Source organism: Pseudomonas folii (assembly GCF_014357575.1).
GTDB lineage: Bacteria > Pseudomonadota > Gammaproteobacteria > Pseudomonadales > Pseudomonadaceae > Aquipseudomonas > Aquipseudomonas folii.
In genome coordinates, this window is the sequence record NZ_JACONW010000012.1 from 46,265 (window position 1) to 63,775 (window position 17,511).

Annotated in this window: 20 protein-coding genes; 17 read left to right on the forward strand and 3 right to left on the reverse strand. The window is 56.9% G+C overall.

What is annotated here, in order from left to right:
* Positions 1–4 precede the first annotated feature (4 nt).
* The 5 genes from motD (at position 5) to H8S59_RS04770 (ending at position 3,673) form a co-directional block, all read left to right on the forward strand.
* A complete protein-coding gene (motD, locus tag H8S59_RS04750; protein ID WP_187520657.1) occupies positions 5–892 on the forward strand; it encodes a flagellar motor protein MotD in 888 nt (295 codons plus the stop codon).
* Positions 893–937: 45 nt separating this feature from the next.
* Complete coding sequence (locus H8S59_RS04755; RefSeq protein WP_095099731.1) at positions 938–1,726, forward strand: ParA family protein; 789 nt, start codon at positions 938–940, stop codon at positions 1,724–1,726.
* 114 nt (positions 1,727–1,840) lie between these two features.
* Positions 1,841–2,737: a CheW domain-containing protein gene (locus H8S59_RS04760; protein ID WP_187520658.1), complete on the forward strand. Its 897-nt coding sequence runs from the start codon at positions 1,841–1,843 to the stop codon at positions 2,735–2,737.
* Between the two features lie 57 nt (positions 2,738–2,794).
* Positions 2,795–3,274 (forward strand): chemotaxis protein CheW, encoded by a 480-nt coding sequence (locus tag H8S59_RS04765; protein ID WP_087266835.1) that lies wholly within the window; start codon positions 2,795–2,797, stop codon positions 3,272–3,274.
* Positions 3,275–3,673: a DUF2802 domain-containing protein gene (locus H8S59_RS04770; protein ID WP_095099726.1), complete on the forward strand. Its 399-nt coding sequence runs from the start codon at positions 3,275–3,277 to the stop codon at positions 3,671–3,673. It begins immediately after the preceding gene.
* Positions 3,674–4,464: 791 nt separating this feature from the next.
* Here H8S59_RS04770 and H8S59_RS04775 read toward each other — a convergent pair.
* Positions 4,465–4,788, reverse strand: coding sequence for an EscU/YscU/HrcU family type III secretion system export apparatus switch protein (locus H8S59_RS04775; RefSeq protein ID WP_095099724.1), 324 nt, complete (start codon positions 4,786–4,788; stop codon positions 4,465–4,467).
* Complete coding sequence (gene fliK, locus H8S59_RS04780) at positions 4,788–6,437, reverse strand: flagellar hook-length control protein FliK (RefSeq protein ID WP_187520659.1); 1,650 nt, start codon at positions 6,435–6,437, stop codon at positions 4,788–4,790. Before fliK ends, H8S59_RS04775 begins: the two co-directional genes overlap by 1 nt.
* 192 nt (positions 6,438–6,629) lie before the next feature.
* On the opposite strand from fliK, the gene ccmA reads away from it, so the two are divergent.
* The 12 genes from ccmA to H8S59_RS04840 all read left to right on the forward strand — a co-directional run bounded on the left by ccmA (position 6,630) and on the right by H8S59_RS04840 (position 17,205).
* Positions 6,630–7,271, forward strand: coding sequence for a cytochrome c biogenesis heme-transporting ATPase CcmA (ccmA, locus tag H8S59_RS04785; RefSeq protein ID WP_187520660.1), 642 nt, complete (start codon positions 6,630–6,632; stop codon positions 7,269–7,271).
* Positions 7,268–7,939, forward strand: coding sequence for a heme exporter protein CcmB (ccmB, locus tag H8S59_RS04790; protein ID WP_095099780.1), 672 nt, complete (start codon positions 7,268–7,270; stop codon positions 7,937–7,939). The genes ccmA and ccmB overlap by 4 nt, the downstream gene beginning before the upstream one ends.
* An 84-nt stretch (positions 7,940–8,023) precedes the next feature.
* Complete coding sequence (locus H8S59_RS04795) at positions 8,024–8,821, forward strand: heme ABC transporter permease (RefSeq protein WP_187520668.1); 798 nt, start codon at positions 8,024–8,026, stop codon at positions 8,819–8,821.
* Positions 8,818–8,994: a heme exporter protein CcmD gene (gene ccmD / locus H8S59_RS04800; RefSeq protein ID WP_027898026.1), complete on the forward strand. Its 177-nt coding sequence runs from the start codon at positions 8,818–8,820 to the stop codon at positions 8,992–8,994. Before H8S59_RS04795 ends, ccmD begins: the two co-directional genes overlap by 4 nt.
* A complete protein-coding gene (ccmE, locus tag H8S59_RS04805; RefSeq protein ID WP_187520661.1) occupies positions 8,991–9,455 on the forward strand; it encodes a cytochrome c maturation protein CcmE in 465 nt (154 codons plus the stop codon). Before ccmD ends, ccmE begins: the two co-directional genes overlap by 4 nt.
* Before the next feature lie 2 nt (positions 9,456–9,457).
* Positions 9,458–11,428, forward strand: coding sequence for a heme lyase CcmF/NrfE family subunit (locus H8S59_RS04810; protein ID WP_187520662.1), 1,971 nt, complete (start codon positions 9,458–9,460; stop codon positions 11,426–11,428).
* On the forward strand, positions 11,425–11,964 hold the full coding sequence (locus H8S59_RS04815; RefSeq protein ID WP_187520663.1) for a DsbE family thiol:disulfide interchange protein: 540 nt from the start codon (positions 11,425–11,427) through the stop codon (positions 11,962–11,964). Before H8S59_RS04810 ends, H8S59_RS04815 begins: the two co-directional genes overlap by 4 nt.
* Positions 11,961–12,431 (forward strand): cytochrome c-type biogenesis protein, encoded by a 471-nt coding sequence (locus tag H8S59_RS04820; RefSeq protein WP_187520664.1) that lies wholly within the window; start codon positions 11,961–11,963, stop codon positions 12,429–12,431. The genes H8S59_RS04815 and H8S59_RS04820 overlap by 4 nt, the downstream gene beginning before the upstream one ends.
* Positions 12,428–13,633 (forward strand): c-type cytochrome biogenesis protein CcmI, encoded by a 1,206-nt coding sequence (gene ccmI, locus H8S59_RS04825; RefSeq protein ID WP_187520665.1) that lies wholly within the window; start codon positions 12,428–12,430, stop codon positions 13,631–13,633. Before H8S59_RS04820 ends, ccmI begins: the two co-directional genes overlap by 4 nt.
* Positions 13,634–13,644: 11 nt before the next feature.
* Entirely contained in the window at positions 13,645–14,049 is a 405-nt protein-coding gene (locus tag H8S59_RS04830; protein ID WP_095099698.1) for a hypothetical protein, read from the forward strand.
* Positions 14,050–14,849: 800 nt separating this feature from the next.
* Positions 14,850–15,452 (forward strand): hypothetical protein, encoded by a 603-nt coding sequence (locus H8S59_RS04835; RefSeq protein ID WP_187520666.1) that lies wholly within the window; start codon positions 14,850–14,852, stop codon positions 15,450–15,452.
* A gap of 415 nt (positions 15,453–15,867) precedes the next feature.
* Positions 15,868–17,205 (forward strand): hypothetical protein, encoded by a 1,338-nt coding sequence (locus H8S59_RS04840; protein ID WP_187520667.1) that lies wholly within the window; start codon positions 15,868–15,870, stop codon positions 17,203–17,205.
* Positions 17,206–17,260: 55 nt separating this feature from the next.
* On the opposite strand, the gene H8S59_RS26770 is transcribed toward H8S59_RS04840, so the two are convergent.
* On the reverse strand, positions 17,261–17,511 hold a 251-nt coding region (locus H8S59_RS26770; RefSeq protein ID WP_214658201.1), incomplete at its 5' end, for a hypothetical protein.

The following is a 17,511-nucleotide window of genomic DNA, read 5'->3' on the forward strand; positions in this document are numbered from 1 at the left end:
CGCCATGGCTCGACGTCGTCGACCCGAAGAGCACGAAAATCACGAGCGCTGGCTGGTGTCCTATGCGGACTTCATCACGCTGCTGTTTGCCTTTTTCGTTGTGATGTACTCGATTTCTTCGGTCAACGAAGGCAAGTACAAAATCCTTTCCGAAGCGTTGGTGGGCGTGTTCAACGACTCCGAGCGCAGCATGAAGCCGATCCCCATTGGCGAGCAGCGCCCGGTGTCGATCAAGCCGGCTGAGCCGCTGGTCAAGGACAGCGAGCAAGTGGACGCGGGTATCGGCCAGAGCGAGACTGATCCTCTCAAGGAAATCGCCGATGACGTGCGCGCTGGTTTCGGCGACCTGATCAAATCCAATCAAATGACAGTGCGTGGCAACGAACTGTGGATCGAAATCGAGCTCAGTTCCGGCATGCTGTTTGGCAGCGGTGACGCCATTCCCAGTGACAAGGCGTTCACGATCATTGAAAAGGTCGCGAAGATCCTGAAGCCGTTCGACAACCCGATTCACGTCGAAGGCTTCACGGATGACCAGCCGATCAGCACCTCCCAGTTCCCGACCAACTGGGAGCTTTCTTCGGCGCGCTCTTCGAGCATCGTGCGCATGCTGGCCATGGAAGGGCTGAACCCCGCCCGTATGGCTTCCGTCGGGTACGGCGAGTTCCAGCCTGTGGCCACGAATGCTACAGCTGAAGGGCGTGGCCGCAATCGCCGGGTAGTGCTGGTGATCTCCCGCAATCTGGATGTGCGCCGTAGCCTGACCGCTTCCGGCTCGGCCAATGCGCAACCGGATGCTGCGTTGCGTCGTGCTGGCACACAAACTGCACCTGCGCCTGTCAACCCGGCGGTGCGCAGCAATACCGTCAATTCTTCGTCACCCGTACGATAGTCGTTTCTCGGTATGGCCACCGCCATGGCGGGAGGAAGAGCACACATGAGAGTCTGGGCAGTTGCCAATCAAAAAGGTGGTGTTGGAAAAACCACCTCTACCATCGCGTTAGCCGGGCTGTTGGCCGAGGCGGGCAAGCGCGTGGTCGTGGTCGATCTGGATCCCCATGGCTCGATGACCAGTTATTTCGGTCACGACCCGGACACCCTTGAACACAGTGTCTATGACCTGTTTTTGAACAAGGGCAGTATTCCAGACGGCTTGCCAGGTCAGTTGCTGTTACCCACCAGCGACCAGCGTATTTCGTTGCTGCCGTCGAGCACTGCGCTGGCGACGCTCGAGCGCCAGACACCCGGGCAGAATGGCCTGGGTCTGGTGATCGCCAAAAGCCTGGCGCAGCTTTGGCAGGAATTCGACTACGCGTTGATCGACAGCCCGCCGTTGCTGGGCGTACTGATGGTCAATGCATTGGCGGCCAGCCAGCAGTTGGTGATTCCGGTGCAGACCGAGTTTCTCGCCGTCAAAGGCCTGGAGCGCATGGTCAACACGCTGGCGATGATTAACCGTTCGCGCAAGGTCCCATTGCCGTACACCATCGTGCCGACCTTGTTCGACCGACGTACCCAGGCATCCATGGGCACCCTGAAATTCTTGCGCGACAGTTTCCCCGAGCACGTCTGGAAAGCCTATGTGCCGGTGGACACCCGTTTACGCGACGCCAGCCGCAAGGGCGTGACGCCTTCGCAATTCGATAACAAAAGTCGCGCAGTGCTGGCTTATCGCGCGCTACTCAAGCATTTGCTGTCCGAACAGCTCATGGCGCAGGTGGCCTGACATGAGCATGTTGTCTTTATTTGCAGCGGGCACACAGAACCATTCAAGTCGGGGCTTACATTGGCCGATAACTCTATCAAGCGGTAAACGCGTCAATCATTGTGTGGCACCTGTATGAACCTGAACCGGCCTGTAGAGATAGCAACACGACCGCAGTTGGCGCTGCAGTCTTATCTGGATGCGCTGCTTCAGGACGCCACTGAAGATTTGCCCGAAGTATTGCCAGCCGAACCGCAGTTCTCGGCTGAGGATGATTTCGAAGCGGCTGTGCGTGAAGAGCAGGAGCATGACAAGCGCATGCAGGCGCTGGCGACACCGATAGCCGTCGCCGTTGCCGCACCGGCACCTGTTGCTGTACCGGTTGCCGTTGCTGCACCTGTGGTGGTGCCCGTTGCGGCGCCAGTGGTGGCGCGGGTTGAAGTGGTTCCGGAAATCGCAGAAGTGGTTCCGGAACCAACCGTTGATTTGATCGAGCCGGTTGCCGAAGTACATCTCGCAACCGCCCAGGGCACACCGACACCGCCGCCTGCCAGCGACGGTCGACCAGCCTGGGCAGAGGAGCCGTTCGAATGCCTGTTGTTTGATGTCGCCGGCTTGACGTTGGCGGTACCGCTGGTTTGCCTGGGGTCGATTTATCCCTTGGCCGGTCATGATTTGACGCCGCTGTTTGGTCAGCCGGAGTGGTTCCTCGGAATCCTGCCGAGCCAGGGCGGCAACCTGAAAGTCCTGGATACCGCGCGCTGGATCATGCCGGATCGCTATCGCGATGATTTTCGTCAGGGCCTGCAGTATGTAATTTCGGTTCAAGGCTATGAGTGGGGGCTGGCGGTGCATCAGGTCAGCCGTTCGCTACGCCTTGATCCAAAGGAGATCAAATGGCGTACCCAGCGAGGGCAGCGTCCCTGGTTGGCGGGCACAGTGATAGAGCACATGTGCGCCTTGCTGGATGTTTCAGAGTTGGCCGAGTTGATAGCCAGTGGCGCGGTCAAGCAGATGCACAAAACCAAATAATCAAGAGGGGGCGTACAGCACGCTTCCTGCACAGCACACACGCGAGGGGTTGGGGTTATGAAGAAGTCGTCCGCACAAGGTTCCGAAGATCCTATTCTGCAGTGGGTTACTTTCCGCCTGGATAATGAGTCTTACGGCATCAACGTGATGCAGGTTCAGGAAGTGCTGCGCTACACCGAAATCGCTCCCGTACCGGGCGCCCCAAGCTACGTGCTGGGCATCATCAACCTGCGCGGTAACGTCGTGACCGTGATCGACACCCGTCAGCGTTTTGGCCTGGCACCGGTTGAAGTCAGCGACAACACCCGTATCGTGATCATCGAAGCTGACAAGCAAGTGGTCGGTATTCTGGTCGACAGCGTTGCTGAAGTGGTTTATCTGCGCCAGTCTGAGGTGGAAACTGCACCGAACGTGGGTAACGACGAATCCGCCAAGTTCATTCAGGGCGTCTGCAACAAGAACGGCGAACTGCTGATCCTTGTTGAGCTGGACAAGATGATGTCCGAAGAAGAGTGGTCCGAGCTGGAGAACATCTGATTGATTGAGGTAGCTGTCATTTTCCTGGGGGTTCTCTGGGTAGTGACCCTGGGTTGGTTCATCACTTACACCAAGCGCCAGCGCCAGCTCGAACTGAAAAGGGAAGAGCTGGACGTTTTGCGTGATCAGCGCTTTCGGGAGCTGGCCAGGCGGGTGGACCATTTCCAGAGCGGCACCGTCAAGATGGGTGAGGCCCTGCATGAGCTGCGGGCGACTGTCGGGCCTTTGCCCGACAAACTCACCGCATTGGAGCAGCGTGACCCATCAACCCTTTCTTTCGCCCAGGCCGCACGCCTGGTTGGCATGGGCGCCAGTGTCGATGAACTCACTCAGGCTTGTGGTTTGACTCAGGCAGAGGCTCAGTTGATGAGCAAGTTGCATAGTCATAATCAGGGGTGATATTGGACGCTCCTCCATCTTGTGGGGGGGCATATCCGTTTCTGCGTTGATGGCTGATATTGGTTGCGCTTTTACAGCGCGTCACTTTTGAACAGCCCAAAAGTAACCAAAAGGCTCTTGCCCCACCACTCGGTCCCTCGCCTAGGCTCGGCATACCCGCCCGCAGATCCTGAACCGTGGGCCGCCGCAACGGGCCATCCATGGCCCAATGCGGCTAACCCGGCGTCCTGCCGGGTTGCCGACGGTTCAGAATCTGCGTTCGGCCAGCGTGGTTTAACGGGGCGCCTCAGATCAAAATCAAAAGCGCGGCGGCCTGACAGCCGACCTGTTTTTCTTGGGTTTGCCGACATTCTGTAGGAGCTGCCGAAGGCTGCGAAGCGGGGTGTCAGACGATTTATTCGTTGGCTGTGGTGGCGTCTCGCGAACAAGTTCGCTCCTACCGGGGTGTTACCGCTATATCGCTTTGCTTTTGATCTGCTTTTGATCTTAAGCGCCCCGTTAAACCACGCCGGCCGGAATTCGATATTGCTGCGTGGGGGCTCTTGTTAAAGGAGGGGGCGGCAGGGATGCCGGTTTAGCCGCCTCAGGCCATGGATGGCCGGTGGCGGCGGCCCCACGCAGCAATGTCGGATTACGGGTGTGCCGAGCGACAGCGAGGCACCCAGTGGTGGGGCAAGAGCGCTTTGGTTACTTTTGTCTGGGCCGGCTTCCGGATTTTCGAAAGTGACGCGCCGTAAGGGCGCAACCAATATCCGCCATAACCCAGCAACGGATATGTACGCAAAGTAGCTTCACCACTTCGGCGTAATATCCCGCTCCACCGGCGGCGCATCCGGATCCTGACCCACCGGAAATTTGCCTTTCAAATGCCAGGCAAAGGCAATGATCTCCGCAATGGTCCGATACAGCGGCTCTGGAATGCTATCCCCCAGCTCCATACGCGCCAGTAACTTGACCAGCTCGGCATTCTCATAAATGGGCACTTCATACTCACGAGCAATGGCCAGAATGGCTTCGGCCAACTGATCGTCACCTTTGGCGCTCAAGGTCGGAGTGTGCGTGCCGTCGTAAGTCAGCGCGATCGCCTGACGCGGATTTTGATCGGGTTGGCTCATCAGGCGTTCTCGTCGATCCAGCGTTGTTGAAGGGTGGTGCGGGGGCCCTGATGCGGTACGCCCTGACTGCAGGCCAGTTCGCCCACCTCAAGGCCGGAGGCGATCAACCGCTCGCGCAAATACCCGAGCTCCTTGCTGATTAAAGCAGCACTGTCGGCGCGCTCGGCCCAGAGCTGGCTCGACAACTTGCCACGAAGCAGTTGCGCCTGAACCTGAAGTGCGCCGAGGGGCGTCAGGTCAAAGGCCAGGTCGATCTTCCAGAGTTTCTCCCGGACGTCCTTCGGCTCGCTGTCGTCCTTTTCCTGGTTGCTGTCTTTTTCCGGCATGTCTTCGCGCTGTATCTTGACCTGCATCGGGACGATGTCCTGACCGTTGCGCATCGGGATTTCCAGCTGCCAGGTGGTCAGTTGATTACCGTCAGCGTTGGTCCGGGTCTGTTCCAGGCTGCCCAGTTGATGGCTCTGCACGCGTGAAACGGCGGCGGCAGCGAGTTTGAGCAGAATCTCCAGATCATCCTCTTTGCCACCCTTGATCGCTCGCGAGGGCAGCGGGAAATGGACTGGCAATGGCGGCGGCGCGACCAGCCCCATGGTGCCCAGTGCGCTACGCAATACACCGGGCATGGTCCTCGCCAGCATGTTGGAAGCAGCGGCAGCGTCATAGCTGGTGTTGGCAGGCAGCCCCGGCAGCAACTGAGCGATGAGCTGCATCAGGTTGGCCTTCATGTCCGGCATCGCCATCGGGTTCATTCCCGAAAGCAGCTTGCTTTCCATGAACAGACCGCTGGCGTTGATCGCCTGGGCGACGACGCGGGGATTGGTCATTTGCTCCATGTCCGGCAAATCCGCCAGCAACTGCTGAATGCTCGCTTGCAACGGTGTTGAGGGTGCGGGTGTTGCAGAGCCAGAAGATGCAGGCGGCGGTTGAAGATTGCGCAGCGCGTTGATCAACACGTCCAGGGAACCCTGGCGGTTTTGCTGAGTGGTGAGTTGCTGGGTCACCGCCAATTGATCAAGGTTGCTGGGCAGCGGCACGAAATTGAGCGACTGGCTGCCCTGCACCTGAGCGCTCAGCAATGAGCCGGGTCGTAGCGGCTGAGGGCTTTCGATGCTCAGGCTGGTCCCCGCCAGGGCTGTATTGAGCAGGATCACAATGGATTTATAAAGCGCTGGCTGCGCGGCGGATGGTGTGCCGGGCTGCGCCGTCCCCAAGCCGGTCAACTGATTCACGGCATCGGCCACAACCTGCGTGGTCAGCACCCGGGCCTGCAGCAATGTGCCCTGCGGTAACTGTTCGGTGTCGATGCTGGTCTGCAGGTTGTTCAACGCAGTGTTGACCTGCTGCAAGGTCATGGTCAGTGCATTGGCAGACGCTTGCGAGATTGAAAGTGTAGTGCCGGGCGTGAGGGGCAGGGGACTGGTTACACTGACGCTGGTCTGTAGACCATTACTCAGCGCCAGCTTGATCAGTAACTGGAAATTCTGTTGCAGTTGCTTGAGGGTGATCACCTCGGCAGAGACAGTCTCGCCCGGCTTTATAAGGTTTTCCATCGGCTGGAGGAGTTGAAGCACTTGCGCCGGGGAGAGGCCTGCGCGGCCCAGAGCGGCAGCGGCGGTAGTCGGTTGAAGGCTGGTGATGTCACCTGTCATGGAATCGCGACCTGTTGAAAATGCCCTCTTGTGGCGGACATGCCATGTATAATGCGGCCCGCTGTAGCAGCCACTGATACAAATGAAGTTGCCAATATAACGGCCGTTTCAAAGCTGACTTGAACAGCCATTTCCTCAGACCGCATTTTCCGCGCTGTGTTCTGAAGCGACTATGCGGCACCGGGACCTCTGATGACTCCTTCTGCACCCTTTCTGCAAGCCATTGACCTGGCGTGTGAGCGCGACTGGCGAATGCTTTTCGAGCACCTCGACGTGCACGTACACGCTGGCGACCTGTTGCAGATCAGCGGCCCTAACGGCAGTGGCAAGACCAGTCTCTTGCGCCTGCTTTCCGGGCTTATGCAGCCGACTGCCGGTCAGGTACTGGTCAATGGTTTGCCGTTGAGCGAACAGCGGATCGAATTGGCCCGCAACCTGCTCTGGATCGGCCATGCTGCGGGCATCAAGGATTTGTTGAGCCCTGTGGAAAATCTTGCCTGGCTGAGTGCGCTGCATCGTCCGGTTGAATCGGCGGCCATCTGGCAGGCACTGGAGGCCGTCGGGCTTCGGGGTTTTGAAGACGTCCCGTGCCACACGTTGTCGGCCGGGCAGCAGAGGCGGGTCGCCCTGGCGCGTTTGTATCTGGATAGCCCGCCGATCTGGATCCTCGACGAGCCTTTCACCGCGCTGGACAAGCAGGGCGTCGCGCAACTGGAAGAACATCTGGCCGGGCATTGCGAGCGGGGCGGCATGATTGTGTTGACCACTCACCACACTTTGAGCCGCACACCGGCCGGTTATCGCGACATTGATCTGGGGCAATGGGCCGTATGAGTCATGTGTTTACCCTGCTGATCGCACGCGAGGCACGCTTGTTGTTCAGGCGTCCCGCCGAACTGGCCAATCCACTGGTGTTCTTTGCGATTGTCATTGCACTGTTCCCGTTGGCGGTCGGCCCGGAGACGCAACTGTTGCAAACCTTGTCGCCGGGATTAGTCTGGGTGGCGGCCTTGTTATCGGTGCTGCTCTCGCTGGACGGCCTGTTCCGTAGCGATTTCGAAGACGGCTCTCTGGAGCAATGGGTGCTTTCCTCGCACTCTCTGGCCATGCTGGTGCTGGCCAAAGTGCTGGCTCACTGGACCTTTTCCGGGCTGGCACTGGTATTGTTGGCGCCGCTGCTGGCACTGATGCTGGGTTTGCCCACGCAGTGCCTGCCGGTGTTGTTGCTGTCATTGCTGCTGGGGACGCCGGTATTAAGCCTGCTCGGTGCGGTCGGCGCAGCATTGACGGTGGGTTTGAAGCGCGGCGGTTTGTTACTGGCCCTGTTGATTCTGCCGTTGTATATCCCGGTTCTGATTCTGGGCAGTGGCGCGCTGCAGGCGGCATTGCAAGGTATGCCCGCGACGGGTTACCTGCTCTGGCTCGCCAGCCTGACCGCGCTTGCGGTCACCCTGACACCCTTTGCAATAGCGGCTGGCCTGAAGATCAGCGTCGGCGAATAAATGAGGTTCTGCCTGAATGACTCGTTTAGTCAGCAGCAAACCCGAGCGACACCGTGAGAAGGCAGTTTGATGAAAGGCAGCGTGATGAAAGACAACGCCAAACGCGGGTTGAGCTGGGCCTGGTTCCACAAGCTCGGCTCACCTAAATGGTTTTACAGTATCAGCGGACGCCTGCTGCCCTGGTTGAGTATCGCCGCGGTATTGCTGATCGGTATCGGCGTCGTCTGGGGGTTGGCTTTTGCGCCACCGGATTACCAGCAGGGCAACAGCTTTCGCATCATCTATATCCATGTTCCGGCCGCCATGCTCGCGCAGTCCTGCTATGTGATGCTGGCGGTCTGCGGCGTGGTCGGGCTGGTGTGGAAAATGAAACTTGCCGACGTCGCGCTGCAAAGTGCTGCGCCCATTGGTGCCTGGATGACGGCACTGGCGCTGATCAGCGGCGCTATCTGGGGCAAGCCCACCTGGGGCTCGTGGTGGGTCTGGGACGCGCGTCTGACCTCAATGCTGATTTTGCTGTTCCTGTATCTGGGCCTGATCGTCCTCAGCAACGCCATCAGCAACCGTGACAGCGCCGCCAAGGCCTGCGCAGTGCTGGCCATTGTCGGTGTGATCAATATTCCGATCATCAAGTACTCGGTGGAGTGGTGGAGCACCCTTCATCAAGGCGTGACGTTCAGCCTGACGGAAAAGCCGGCGATGCCTGCGGAAATGTGGCTGCCATTGCTGTTTACGGTGCTGGGCTTCTATTGCTTCTTCGGCACGATCGTTTTGCTGCGCATGCGCCTCGAGGTGCTCAAGCGTGAGGCCCGTGCCAGTTGGGTCAAGGCTGAAGTGCTCAAATCCCTGGGGCAGCCGCCAGTGAAGGGGGATGCACAATGAAATTTGATTCATTCGGCGAATTTCTGGCCATGGGGCATCATGGTCTGTTCGTCTGGTCGGCCTATGGCATCTGTTTCGTGGTGCTGGCGATCAATGTGGCGTTGCCGTTGCTCGCCCGTCGGCGTTACCTGCAACAAGAGGCGCGTCGCCTGCGCTGGGAGAAACAGAAGTGAATCCGCTGCGTAAAAAGCGCCTGTTGATCATCGTGGCGATCCTCGCCGGTGTCAGCATCGCCGTCACTCTGGCCTTGAGTGCCTTGGAAGAAAACATCAACCTGTTCTACACCCCGACCCAGATCGCCAATGGCGAAGCGCCGCTGGACACTCGGATTCGTGCGGGCGGCATGGTGGAAAAAGGCTCGTTGCAGCGCTCGCCGGACTCGCTGGACGTGAAGTTCGTCGTCACCGATTTCAACAAGGCCGTGACCATCACCTACCGCGGCATCCTGCCGGACCTGTTCCGTGAAGGGCAGGGCATTGTTGCGCTTGGCAAGCTCACCGCAGACGGCGTGGTCGTGGCCGATGAAGTGCTGGCCAAGCACGATGAAAAGTACATGCCGCCGGAAGTCACCAAGGCGCTCAAGGAAAGCGGTCAACCCGCCCCGATTTCCTCAACACCATCGAAGCAGGGCTGATCATGATTCCTGAACTCGGCCATCTGGCCATGATTCTGGCGCTTTGCTTCGCCGTCGTGCAGGCCAGCGTGCCTTTGATTGGCGCCTGGCGTGGCGACCGGATGTGGATGGGCCTCGCACAACCTGCTGCCTGGGGACAATTCAGCTTTCTGGTCTTCGCCTTCGGTTGTCTGACCTATGCGTTCATGACCGACGACTTTTCCGTGGCTTATGTCGCTGAAAACTCCAACAGCGCCTTGCCCTGGTACTACAAGTTCAGCGCGGTATGGGGCGCACACGAAGGCTCGTTGCTGCTCTGGGCGCTGATTCTTGGTGCCTGGACTTTTGCCGTTTCGGTATTTTCCCGTCAGTTGCCGCAAGTGATGCTGGCCCGTGTACTGGCAGTCATGGGCATGATCAGCGTCGGCTTCATGCTGTTCCTGATCCTGACATCCAACCCGTTTTCCCGAATTCTGCCGCAGGTGCCCACCAACGGCCGCGACCTGAACCCGCTGCTGCAGGATATCGGCCTGATCGTCCATCCGCCGATGCTCTACATGGGTTATGTCGGTTTCTCGGTGGCGTTCGCGTTTGCCATTGCCGCGTTGCTGGGCGGGCGGCTTGATGCTGCATGGGCGCGCTGGTCACGTCCATGGACCATCGTCGCCTGGGCATTCCTGGGGATCGGTATCACCCTGGGCTCATGGTGGGCTTATTACGAGCTTGGCTGGGGCGGCTGGTGGTTCTGGGACCCGGTGGAAAATGCCTCGTTCATGCCATGGCTGGTTGGCACTGCGCTGATTCACTCCCTGGCAGTGACCGAAAAACGTGGCGTGTTCAAAAGCTGGACCGTACTGCTCGCCATCGCTGCTTTTTCCCTCAGCCTGCTGGGGACATTCCTGGTTCGCTCCGGCGTTCTGACCTCGGTGCATGCCTTCGCATCCGACCCGGAACGCGGCGTGTTCATCCTGATTTTCCTGCTGTTCGTGGTCGGCGGTTCGCTGACCCTGTTTGCCTTCCGCGCGCCAGTGGTCAAAAGCCACGTTGGTTTCGGTCTGTGGTCCCGTGAAACCCTGCTGCTGGGCAATAACCTGGTGTTGGTGGTGGCGGCCTCGATGATTCTGCTTGGTACGCTGTATCCACTGGTTCTCGACGCCATGAGTGGCGCGAAAATGTCTGTAGGCCCGCCATACTTCAACGCGTTGTTCGTGCCATTGATGGGCTTGCTCATGGCGGTCATGGCCATTGGTGTGCTGGTGCGCTGGAAAGACACTCCGGTCAAATGGCTGGCAAGCATGCTCGCGCCGGTGCTGATCGGCAGCGCCGTGCTGGCGGTCATCGCCGGTTTCGCCATGGATGATTTCCACTGGGCCGTCATGGCAACTTTCATGCTGGCCGCCTGGGTGTTGCTGGCGGGTGTCCGGGACCTGTTGGACAAGACCCGCCACAAAGGCTTGATCAAAGGCTCGCGGAGCATGACTCGCAGTTACTGGGGGATGCAGCTTGCTCATATCGGCATCGCGGTGTGCGCCCTGGGCGTGGTGTTGTCCAGCCAGAACAGTGCCGAGCGTGACCTGCGCCTGTCGCCGGGCGAGTCCATGGAACTGGGCGGTTACACGTTCGTGTTCGAAGGTGCGCGGCATTATCAGGGGCCGAATTTCACCTCGGATCGCGGCACCGTTCGCGTGCTCGAGGACGGTAAGCAAGTGACCATCCTGCACCCCGAGAAACGTCTCTACACCGTGCAGCAATCGATGATGACCGAAGCCGGTATCGACGCTGGTTTCACCCGTGACCTGTATGTCGCTATGGGTGAGCCATTGGGCGACGGTGCCTGGGCGGTGCGTGTTCACGTCAAACCATTCGTGCGCTGGATCTGGTTCGGTGGATTGATCACCGCATTGGGCGGCGTGCTGGCAGCGATGGACAAGCGTTATCGGGTGAAGGTCAAAAGCAAGGTGCGTGATGCCTTGGGTCTGGAGGCTGCGGCATGAGGCGCTGGGTTCTGGCTGTTCCGTTGTTTCTCTTCCTTGGGGTGGTGGTGTTTCTGCTTTATCCGGCACTCTACAAAGATCCGTCCGAGCTGCCATCGGCTTTGATCGACAAGCCGTTCCCGGAGTTTTCCCTGCGTGATGTGCAAAGCGACCGGATCATCACCCGTGCTGATCTGCTGGGTAAGCCGGCACTGGTCAACATCTGGGGCACCTGGTGTGTCGCCTGCCGGGTCGAGCATCCTGTCCTGAACAAACTGGCCCAGCAGGGCGTGGTGATCTACGGCGTCAACTACAAGGACATCAATGCTGATGCCTTGAAGTGGCTGAAGGAATTCCATAACCCGTATCAGTTGAACATTCGTGACGACGAAGGCAGCCTCGGCTTGAACCTTGGCGTCTATGGCGCACCGGAGACCTTCCTGATCGACAGCAAAGGCATCATTCGTCACAAGTTTGTCGGTGTGGTGGATGAAACCGTATGGCGTGAAAAACTGGCTGGCTTGTATCAGGGCCTTGTGGATGAGGCGCGTCAATGAAGCGTTTATTCGCCGCCGTTGTTTTCAGCCTTGGCATTGTCAGCGTGGCGCATGCCGCCATCGACGCTTACGAGTTTCGTGATGACGCCGAGCGGGCCCGCTATTCCGAGTTGACCAAGGAGTTGCGTTGCCCCAAATGCCAGAATCAGGACATCGCCGACTCCAACGCGCCGATCGCTGCTGATCTGCGCAAAGAGATCTTTCGCATGCTCGGCGAAGGGCAGAGCAATCAGCAGATCATCGACTTCATGGTTGATCGCTACGGTGACTTCGTGCGCTACAAGCCTGCCCTCAGCGCCAAGACCTGGCTGCTGTGGTTCGGGCCTGCCGGTTTGTTGATCGGTGGCCTGGTGGTGATTGGTGTGATTGTCGTGCGTCGTCGTGGCCAGGGTCGCGAGGAAAATGATGTGCTTTCCGACGAGGAGCGTCAGCGCCTCGCAAATCTGCTGGATAAAAACCGCGAATGATTGATTTCTGGCTAGCCGCCGGCCTGCTGTTGCTGGTGGCCATGAGTTTCCTGCTGATCCCCGTCCTGCGTGGTCGTCGCGCGCAAAGTGAAGAAGATCGCACCGCGCTCAACGTTGTCCTGTATCAGGAGCGCGTCGCTGAACTGCAAGGTCAGCAAGAGGAGGGCGTGCTGACCTCGACGCAAATGGACAGCGGTCGCGCCGAAGCGGCCCGTGAGTTGCTGGCAGACACCGAGGGCGCTGAACCATTGCGTACCTCGCGTCTTGGCAAGACTTTGCCATTGCTGGCCGCGTTTCTGGTGCCTTTGATGGGCATCGCGCTCTATATGCATTTTGGCGCCAGCGACAAAGTCGAACTGACCCGCGAATTTGCCCAGCCTCCAGGCTCTATTGCCGAGATGACCAATCGCCTGGAGCGTGCCGTCAAAGCCCAACCGGATTCGGCAGAGGGTGTGTACTTCCTGGCTCGTACCTACATGGCTCAGGATCGCCCGGCTGATGCCGCCGCCATGTTCGAACGAGCGGTGGCACTGGCAGGTCGTCAGCCCGAAGTGCTTGGTCAGTGGGCGCAAGCGTTGTACTTCGCCAGTAACAAGAAATTCAGCCCTCAGGTGCAAGCCTTGACCAATGAAGCGTTGCAGGGCGACCCCAAGGAAGTCACCAGTCTTGGCCTGTTAGGGATTGCTGCTTTTGAAAGCCAGCATTATCAACAGGCTGTTGATTACTGGAAGCGCCTGCTGGCTGTGCTGCCTGCGCAGGATCCTTCCCGGCAAGCACTGGAAGGTGGTATTGCCCGTGCCACTGAAAAGCTCACTGAAAGCGGTGGCAAGGTCGAACAGCCTGCCGCCGCCGTTGCTAAAGCTGCATCTATCAAAGTGCGTGTCACTCTGGCCGCTGACCTGAAGGCCAAAGTAGCGCCGGGTGACAGCGTATTCATCTTCGCCCGCGCGGTAGGCGGCCCTCCGGCGCCATTGGCGGTCAAACGGGTGACGGTGGCGGACTTGCCCATTGAAGTCGAACTGGGCGATGCCGACGCGATGATGCCGCAACTGAAACTGTCGAACTTTCCGGAAGTCCAACTCGTGACGCGGATATCCCGTGCAGGTCAGCCGACCACCGGCGAGTGGATCGGCCGCAGCAAGCCGCTGGCAAGCAATACCAAGGCCTTGCAGGCACTGACCATCGACAGCCCTGATCAGTAGAGAGCACGCTTATGTACCGCGCAGCCGCACGTATTACGTTATTGGGTCTGGTTATGGGCTTGAGCGCCTGTGCGGTCCAGCCCACCGGACCGCGCAGTCAGGAACCGATCCCGACGCTACCTGGTAAATCCCAACCCGGCACGCCGAGCACACCAGCACCCACGCCTGCCCCGAAAGCTCCGGCAGCAGGCCCGAAGACCTCCAGCAACTTCGCCCCGCCACCGGGTGGCAACAGCCACTGGGATGCGCGCCTGGGTGTGCACGTTCTGGACGACGAGACCGACACCTTCTACCGCCAGCGCACCTATTACCGCTGGAACAACGGCTGGACCTGGTCCACTGGCCGTAACGGGCCATGGCAGGAGACGGATTCCAGCGGTGTGCCGGCGGGGTTGGGTAAGCAGTTCGGTAATTGATTGAGATCGCACAGCTCCCCAGGAGCGAGTTCATCGCGAAACAGTATCCGATTCCCCAAGGCCTAAGCCTTGCAAGCATGCGTAACGCCGCTCGGTTGATCCTTCCTGGTTCAGCGTTTGCCTGAAAATATTCTTTAGGAGCAATCGGAGCTTGCGACGGCCGCGAGGCAGTGTATCGGGCTCTGCACCTGTCTCTCGATGCTCGTGAGTGCCCCAAGTTTGCAACTGGATTGCGATCCACAACACAGAAACGACGACCCATGGATGGACGCTTGATCTGTGCTTCAAACATATCAACCGGAAACAATCGTGGAATAAAGCTTTTTGATATAAGGCAATGCAGGCTTCATTCGATTGTTTGTACATGGGTGTCATTGGTCTAGGTGGGTAAGTTTAGAAGTATCATGCGAATGGAAGTTATAGATTGCCTTTTAATAGCCAAAACGTCTTCACCTAGGGTTGTATTGTTTCTTTGTTGGGTGTTTCATGGAGGCGTAGGTAGGGGTGATCATTCGTAAATGCGCCGCTTGGAACAGTAACTAAATAACGGTTGTGGGGTTTAAGAACGCTGTTCATGAAGTAAGAATACCGTTTTTTTGCACTGCCCTCCACAGGCCAATTTATAAATGCTTTTCAGTGTTTTTACGGCGGTATGAAATTGCGGCATGATTGCGGTGCTTACTATAGGTGATTGTATAAATCATGTTCTCGTGACTCGGTTGTACCTTTATAGGTATAAGGGTTGACGGGCAATGATTCAAATAACTTAACGGTTAGTTGTCTATAATATAGGTGATGCCATGGTTACCCAGTCTCAATTTGCTCAACCTATCCCTCCCCCCACTATCGATAGCGTGGTAGATAGTCAATTAGAATTTGTGCCGGACGGTGGCGACACTAACGATTATAGGTTTACGTTGTCGGGAAAGGTGGGGTTCGTTGGAGATGCGGTGGTCTCTATATTTATTAATGGAGCCGTCACAGTGCGGGTTGGGGCGAGCGACGGGAATTGGTCTGCAAATTTGCGAGTATTCGCGGTGGGAAATCAATGTTTTATTGCTCAGTCATCTAGCAGTCCCCAAGATTCTGAGCCATGGTTGATCAATGTATTGGGTTGGGATTATCCCGTCATTGATGGCGCCGTTGATTCATCAGGCAGACCTATACCAAACGGTGGCACCACTGCAGATACCCGGCTTAGTCTGTCGGGTACGGTGGTTGAACAAACGATGGTGGATATCCTTGATAACGGCCTTCTTGTCTCCAGAGCTTTTCCAGATGAGGATAAGAAGTGGACAGCGCTGGTGCAAACGCTGACGGTGGGCACCCACAGCTTTACTGCGCGCGCATACAGTAACGGTGCGGTGTCAGCGCCTTGGCTGATCACTGCGACTAATCCATAGGGTTAAGAGTTAAACCTGCGTATACCCTGGGGTTGGAAAACCGTCGGCCGCCTCGATGGCGTTAAGGGCGTTGCGGGAGCCGCTGCCATATGCTGTTTCTAAAACAGGAGACTTTACATCGAGATGATAGGATCGTATTTCTCTGATGCAAAATATAGCGGCTTTGTCAAAGGGCTTTAATCAATAAGTTTTAATAGTTCGAGTTCAGTTCTCGTGTGTTTTTGATTGGCTCATGAGGGCTGTTCTTCATAGGGCTATATCGATAAGTCCTGGAGTTGGGCGCCGGTACGTAGCGCTTGCCGGGATTTTGGCTAAGCAGTAAGGACTTATACGCGTGGAGCTTGCCCGGCAGCTTTTAAACGCAAAGCGGAGTCATACTCCATCCAGATAGCTATCATGTTAAGAGGGTTTTGTTATGGACGCCAAAAACCAGGCTAGGGCAGGTGAGGTAGAAGAGGAGTTCACCCTTCCTTTTAAAGTCAAATATATCGGTCACGCTGTTTTCGGGCTGGCTCGCCATGCGGGAGGCAAGCTCTATCTGGGACTGCAGGGAGTTGGAGTCGGTTATATTGTGATCGCTCGATTGCGAGCAGACAATACGCTTGATCCTGATTACGGTGCAGACGGTAATGGTACTGTTATGGTCAAATTTACTAATGTAGATCTTAGTCGTGATCCCATTGGGATCGCGATGGTGCTACAAGACGACGGTGGAGTTACCCTTGTGGTACGTGATTTTGTCAGCGGGCTCACCGTAGGATTAGTAAAAATCAACGTCGATGGTCGGCTAGACGAGGCATTTGGCGACAAGGGAGTTATTATTCATACTATTCCGCGACCGCAAAGCGACGGCTTACCACTGGTTCAGACTGAAACGTTGTCTGATTCCGAGGCTGAAAGTAAGTTTTCTGATGGTGCGGGCGTTGCTGTATTTGGGGCGGGTCAACTGTTGTATTTCAGTAATTCCTATAAGTTCTCTGACCCCAGTGCTCATATTGGGGTGGTGGCGAAATTCATGCCTGATGGTAGCAGGGATCAAAACTTTGGTGAGGAAGGCGTCTTGTATGTCAAACACCCAGGGTTTCCCGGATCTTCTATTCAAATACGCGGAGCTATTGAGTTAACAGACGGACGAATACTTGTATTTGGTTCCATCACTACAAGTGACAATACAACAGGGATGATGGTCAGGTATCTCGCTTCGGGCGCACTGGACCAGACATTTGGAAATAACGGATTTGTAATGACTGCTCCATCCGCTGAGTTCCCGGCTGATCGGGCTGACGTAATCTATAACGCGGTGGTCGAGTGTACAGATAAATCTCTGCTAGGGTCGGGGCAGTTAACGGTGTCATCATCCGCGCGGCTCGATGGTTACGGAGTGGTCGCTCATATAGAAAATAATGGGACTTATCGCTTGTCATTCAATGGCGGTAATCCTTTGTTTTATAATGCGTTGGGATATGCGGAGTATTTTACGGAGATTGCTGTTCAGCGTGATGATAAAATTGTAGCGGTGGGTCCTTCTAATCAAAGCAATACGGCGTCATCATTTCTTCTCGTTCGGTTTAATCCCGATGGATCTAGGGATACCTCATTCGGTGAGGGGGGCAGAGTGGTGAAGACGCATGCTCCAGGTGTGAACTCTCCCGGTTCAATATTACTGGAGGGAGATACTTCAATTATTGTGGCCGGTCTTCATGGCGTTTCAACTGATGATGTCCAACCCTTGATTATAAAATTCAGGTTATGAGTGGTAAAGGCTTGTTAAATGCTTGTAAATAGAGGTGAGGAAGATATTTGTTTTGTTAATTGTAGGCTAAAATTGCGTGGTTCCACTGGCCGTAACGGGCCATGGCAGGAGACGGATTCCAGCGGTGTGCCGGCGGGATTGGGTAAGCAGTTCGGGAATTGAAGTGGATCCTGTTCCCCTCAAGGAAACTGTAACTACCTGATTGGAATTCTTTCTCACCTGTAGGAGCGCGCTTGCCCGCAATAAAGGCACCTCGATCTAACCGAGAATTGCATTCAGCCATATCGCGGGCAAGCCTCGCTCCCA

Excerpts from the sequence above, each read along its gene's own strand:
- motD (WP_187520657.1), top strand. The coding sequence starts at position 5 with ATGGCTCGACGTCGTCGACCCGAAGAGCACGAAAATCACGAGCGCTGG.
- H8S59_RS04755 (WP_095099731.1), top strand. The coding sequence starts at position 938 with ATGAGAGTCTGGGCAGTTGCCAATCAAAAAGGTGGTGTTGGAAAAACC.
- H8S59_RS04760 (WP_187520658.1), top strand. The coding sequence starts at position 1,841 with ATGAACCTGAACCGGCCTGTAGAGATAGCAACACGACCGCAGTTGGCG.
- H8S59_RS04765 (WP_087266835.1), top strand. The coding sequence starts at position 2,795 with ATGAAGAAGTCGTCCGCACAAGGTTCCGAAGATCCTATTCTGCAGTGG.
- H8S59_RS04775 (WP_095099724.1), bottom strand. The coding sequence starts at position 4,788 with ATGAGCCAACCCGATCAAAATCCGCGTCAGGCGATCGCGCTGACTTAC.
- fliK (WP_187520659.1), bottom strand. The coding sequence starts at position 6,437 with ATGACAGGTGACATCACCAGCCTTCAACCGACTACCGCCGCTGCCGCT.
- ccmA (WP_187520660.1), top strand. The coding sequence starts at position 6,630 with ATGACTCCTTCTGCACCCTTTCTGCAAGCCATTGACCTGGCGTGTGAG.
- ccmB (WP_095099780.1), top strand. The coding sequence starts at position 7,268 with ATGAGTCATGTGTTTACCCTGCTGATCGCACGCGAGGCACGCTTGTTG.
- H8S59_RS04795 (WP_187520668.1), top strand. The coding sequence starts at position 8,024 with ATGAAAGACAACGCCAAACGCGGGTTGAGCTGGGCCTGGTTCCACAAG.
- ccmD (WP_027898026.1), top strand. The coding sequence starts at position 8,818 with ATGAAATTTGATTCATTCGGCGAATTTCTGGCCATGGGGCATCATGGT.
- H8S59_RS04810 (WP_187520662.1), top strand. The coding sequence starts at position 9,458 with ATGATTCCTGAACTCGGCCATCTGGCCATGATTCTGGCGCTTTGCTTC.
- H8S59_RS04815 (WP_187520663.1), top strand. The coding sequence starts at position 11,425 with ATGAGGCGCTGGGTTCTGGCTGTTCCGTTGTTTCTCTTCCTTGGGGTG.
- H8S59_RS04820 (WP_187520664.1), top strand. The coding sequence starts at position 11,961 with ATGAAGCGTTTATTCGCCGCCGTTGTTTTCAGCCTTGGCATTGTCAGC.
- ccmI (WP_187520665.1), top strand. The coding sequence starts at position 12,428 with ATGATTGATTTCTGGCTAGCCGCCGGCCTGCTGTTGCTGGTGGCCATG.
- H8S59_RS04830 (WP_095099698.1), top strand. The coding sequence starts at position 13,645 with ATGTACCGCGCAGCCGCACGTATTACGTTATTGGGTCTGGTTATGGGC.
- H8S59_RS04835 (WP_187520666.1), top strand. The coding sequence starts at position 14,850 with ATGGTTACCCAGTCTCAATTTGCTCAACCTATCCCTCCCCCCACTATC.
- H8S59_RS04840 (WP_187520667.1), top strand. The coding sequence starts at position 15,868 with ATGGACGCCAAAAACCAGGCTAGGGCAGGTGAGGTAGAAGAGGAGTTC.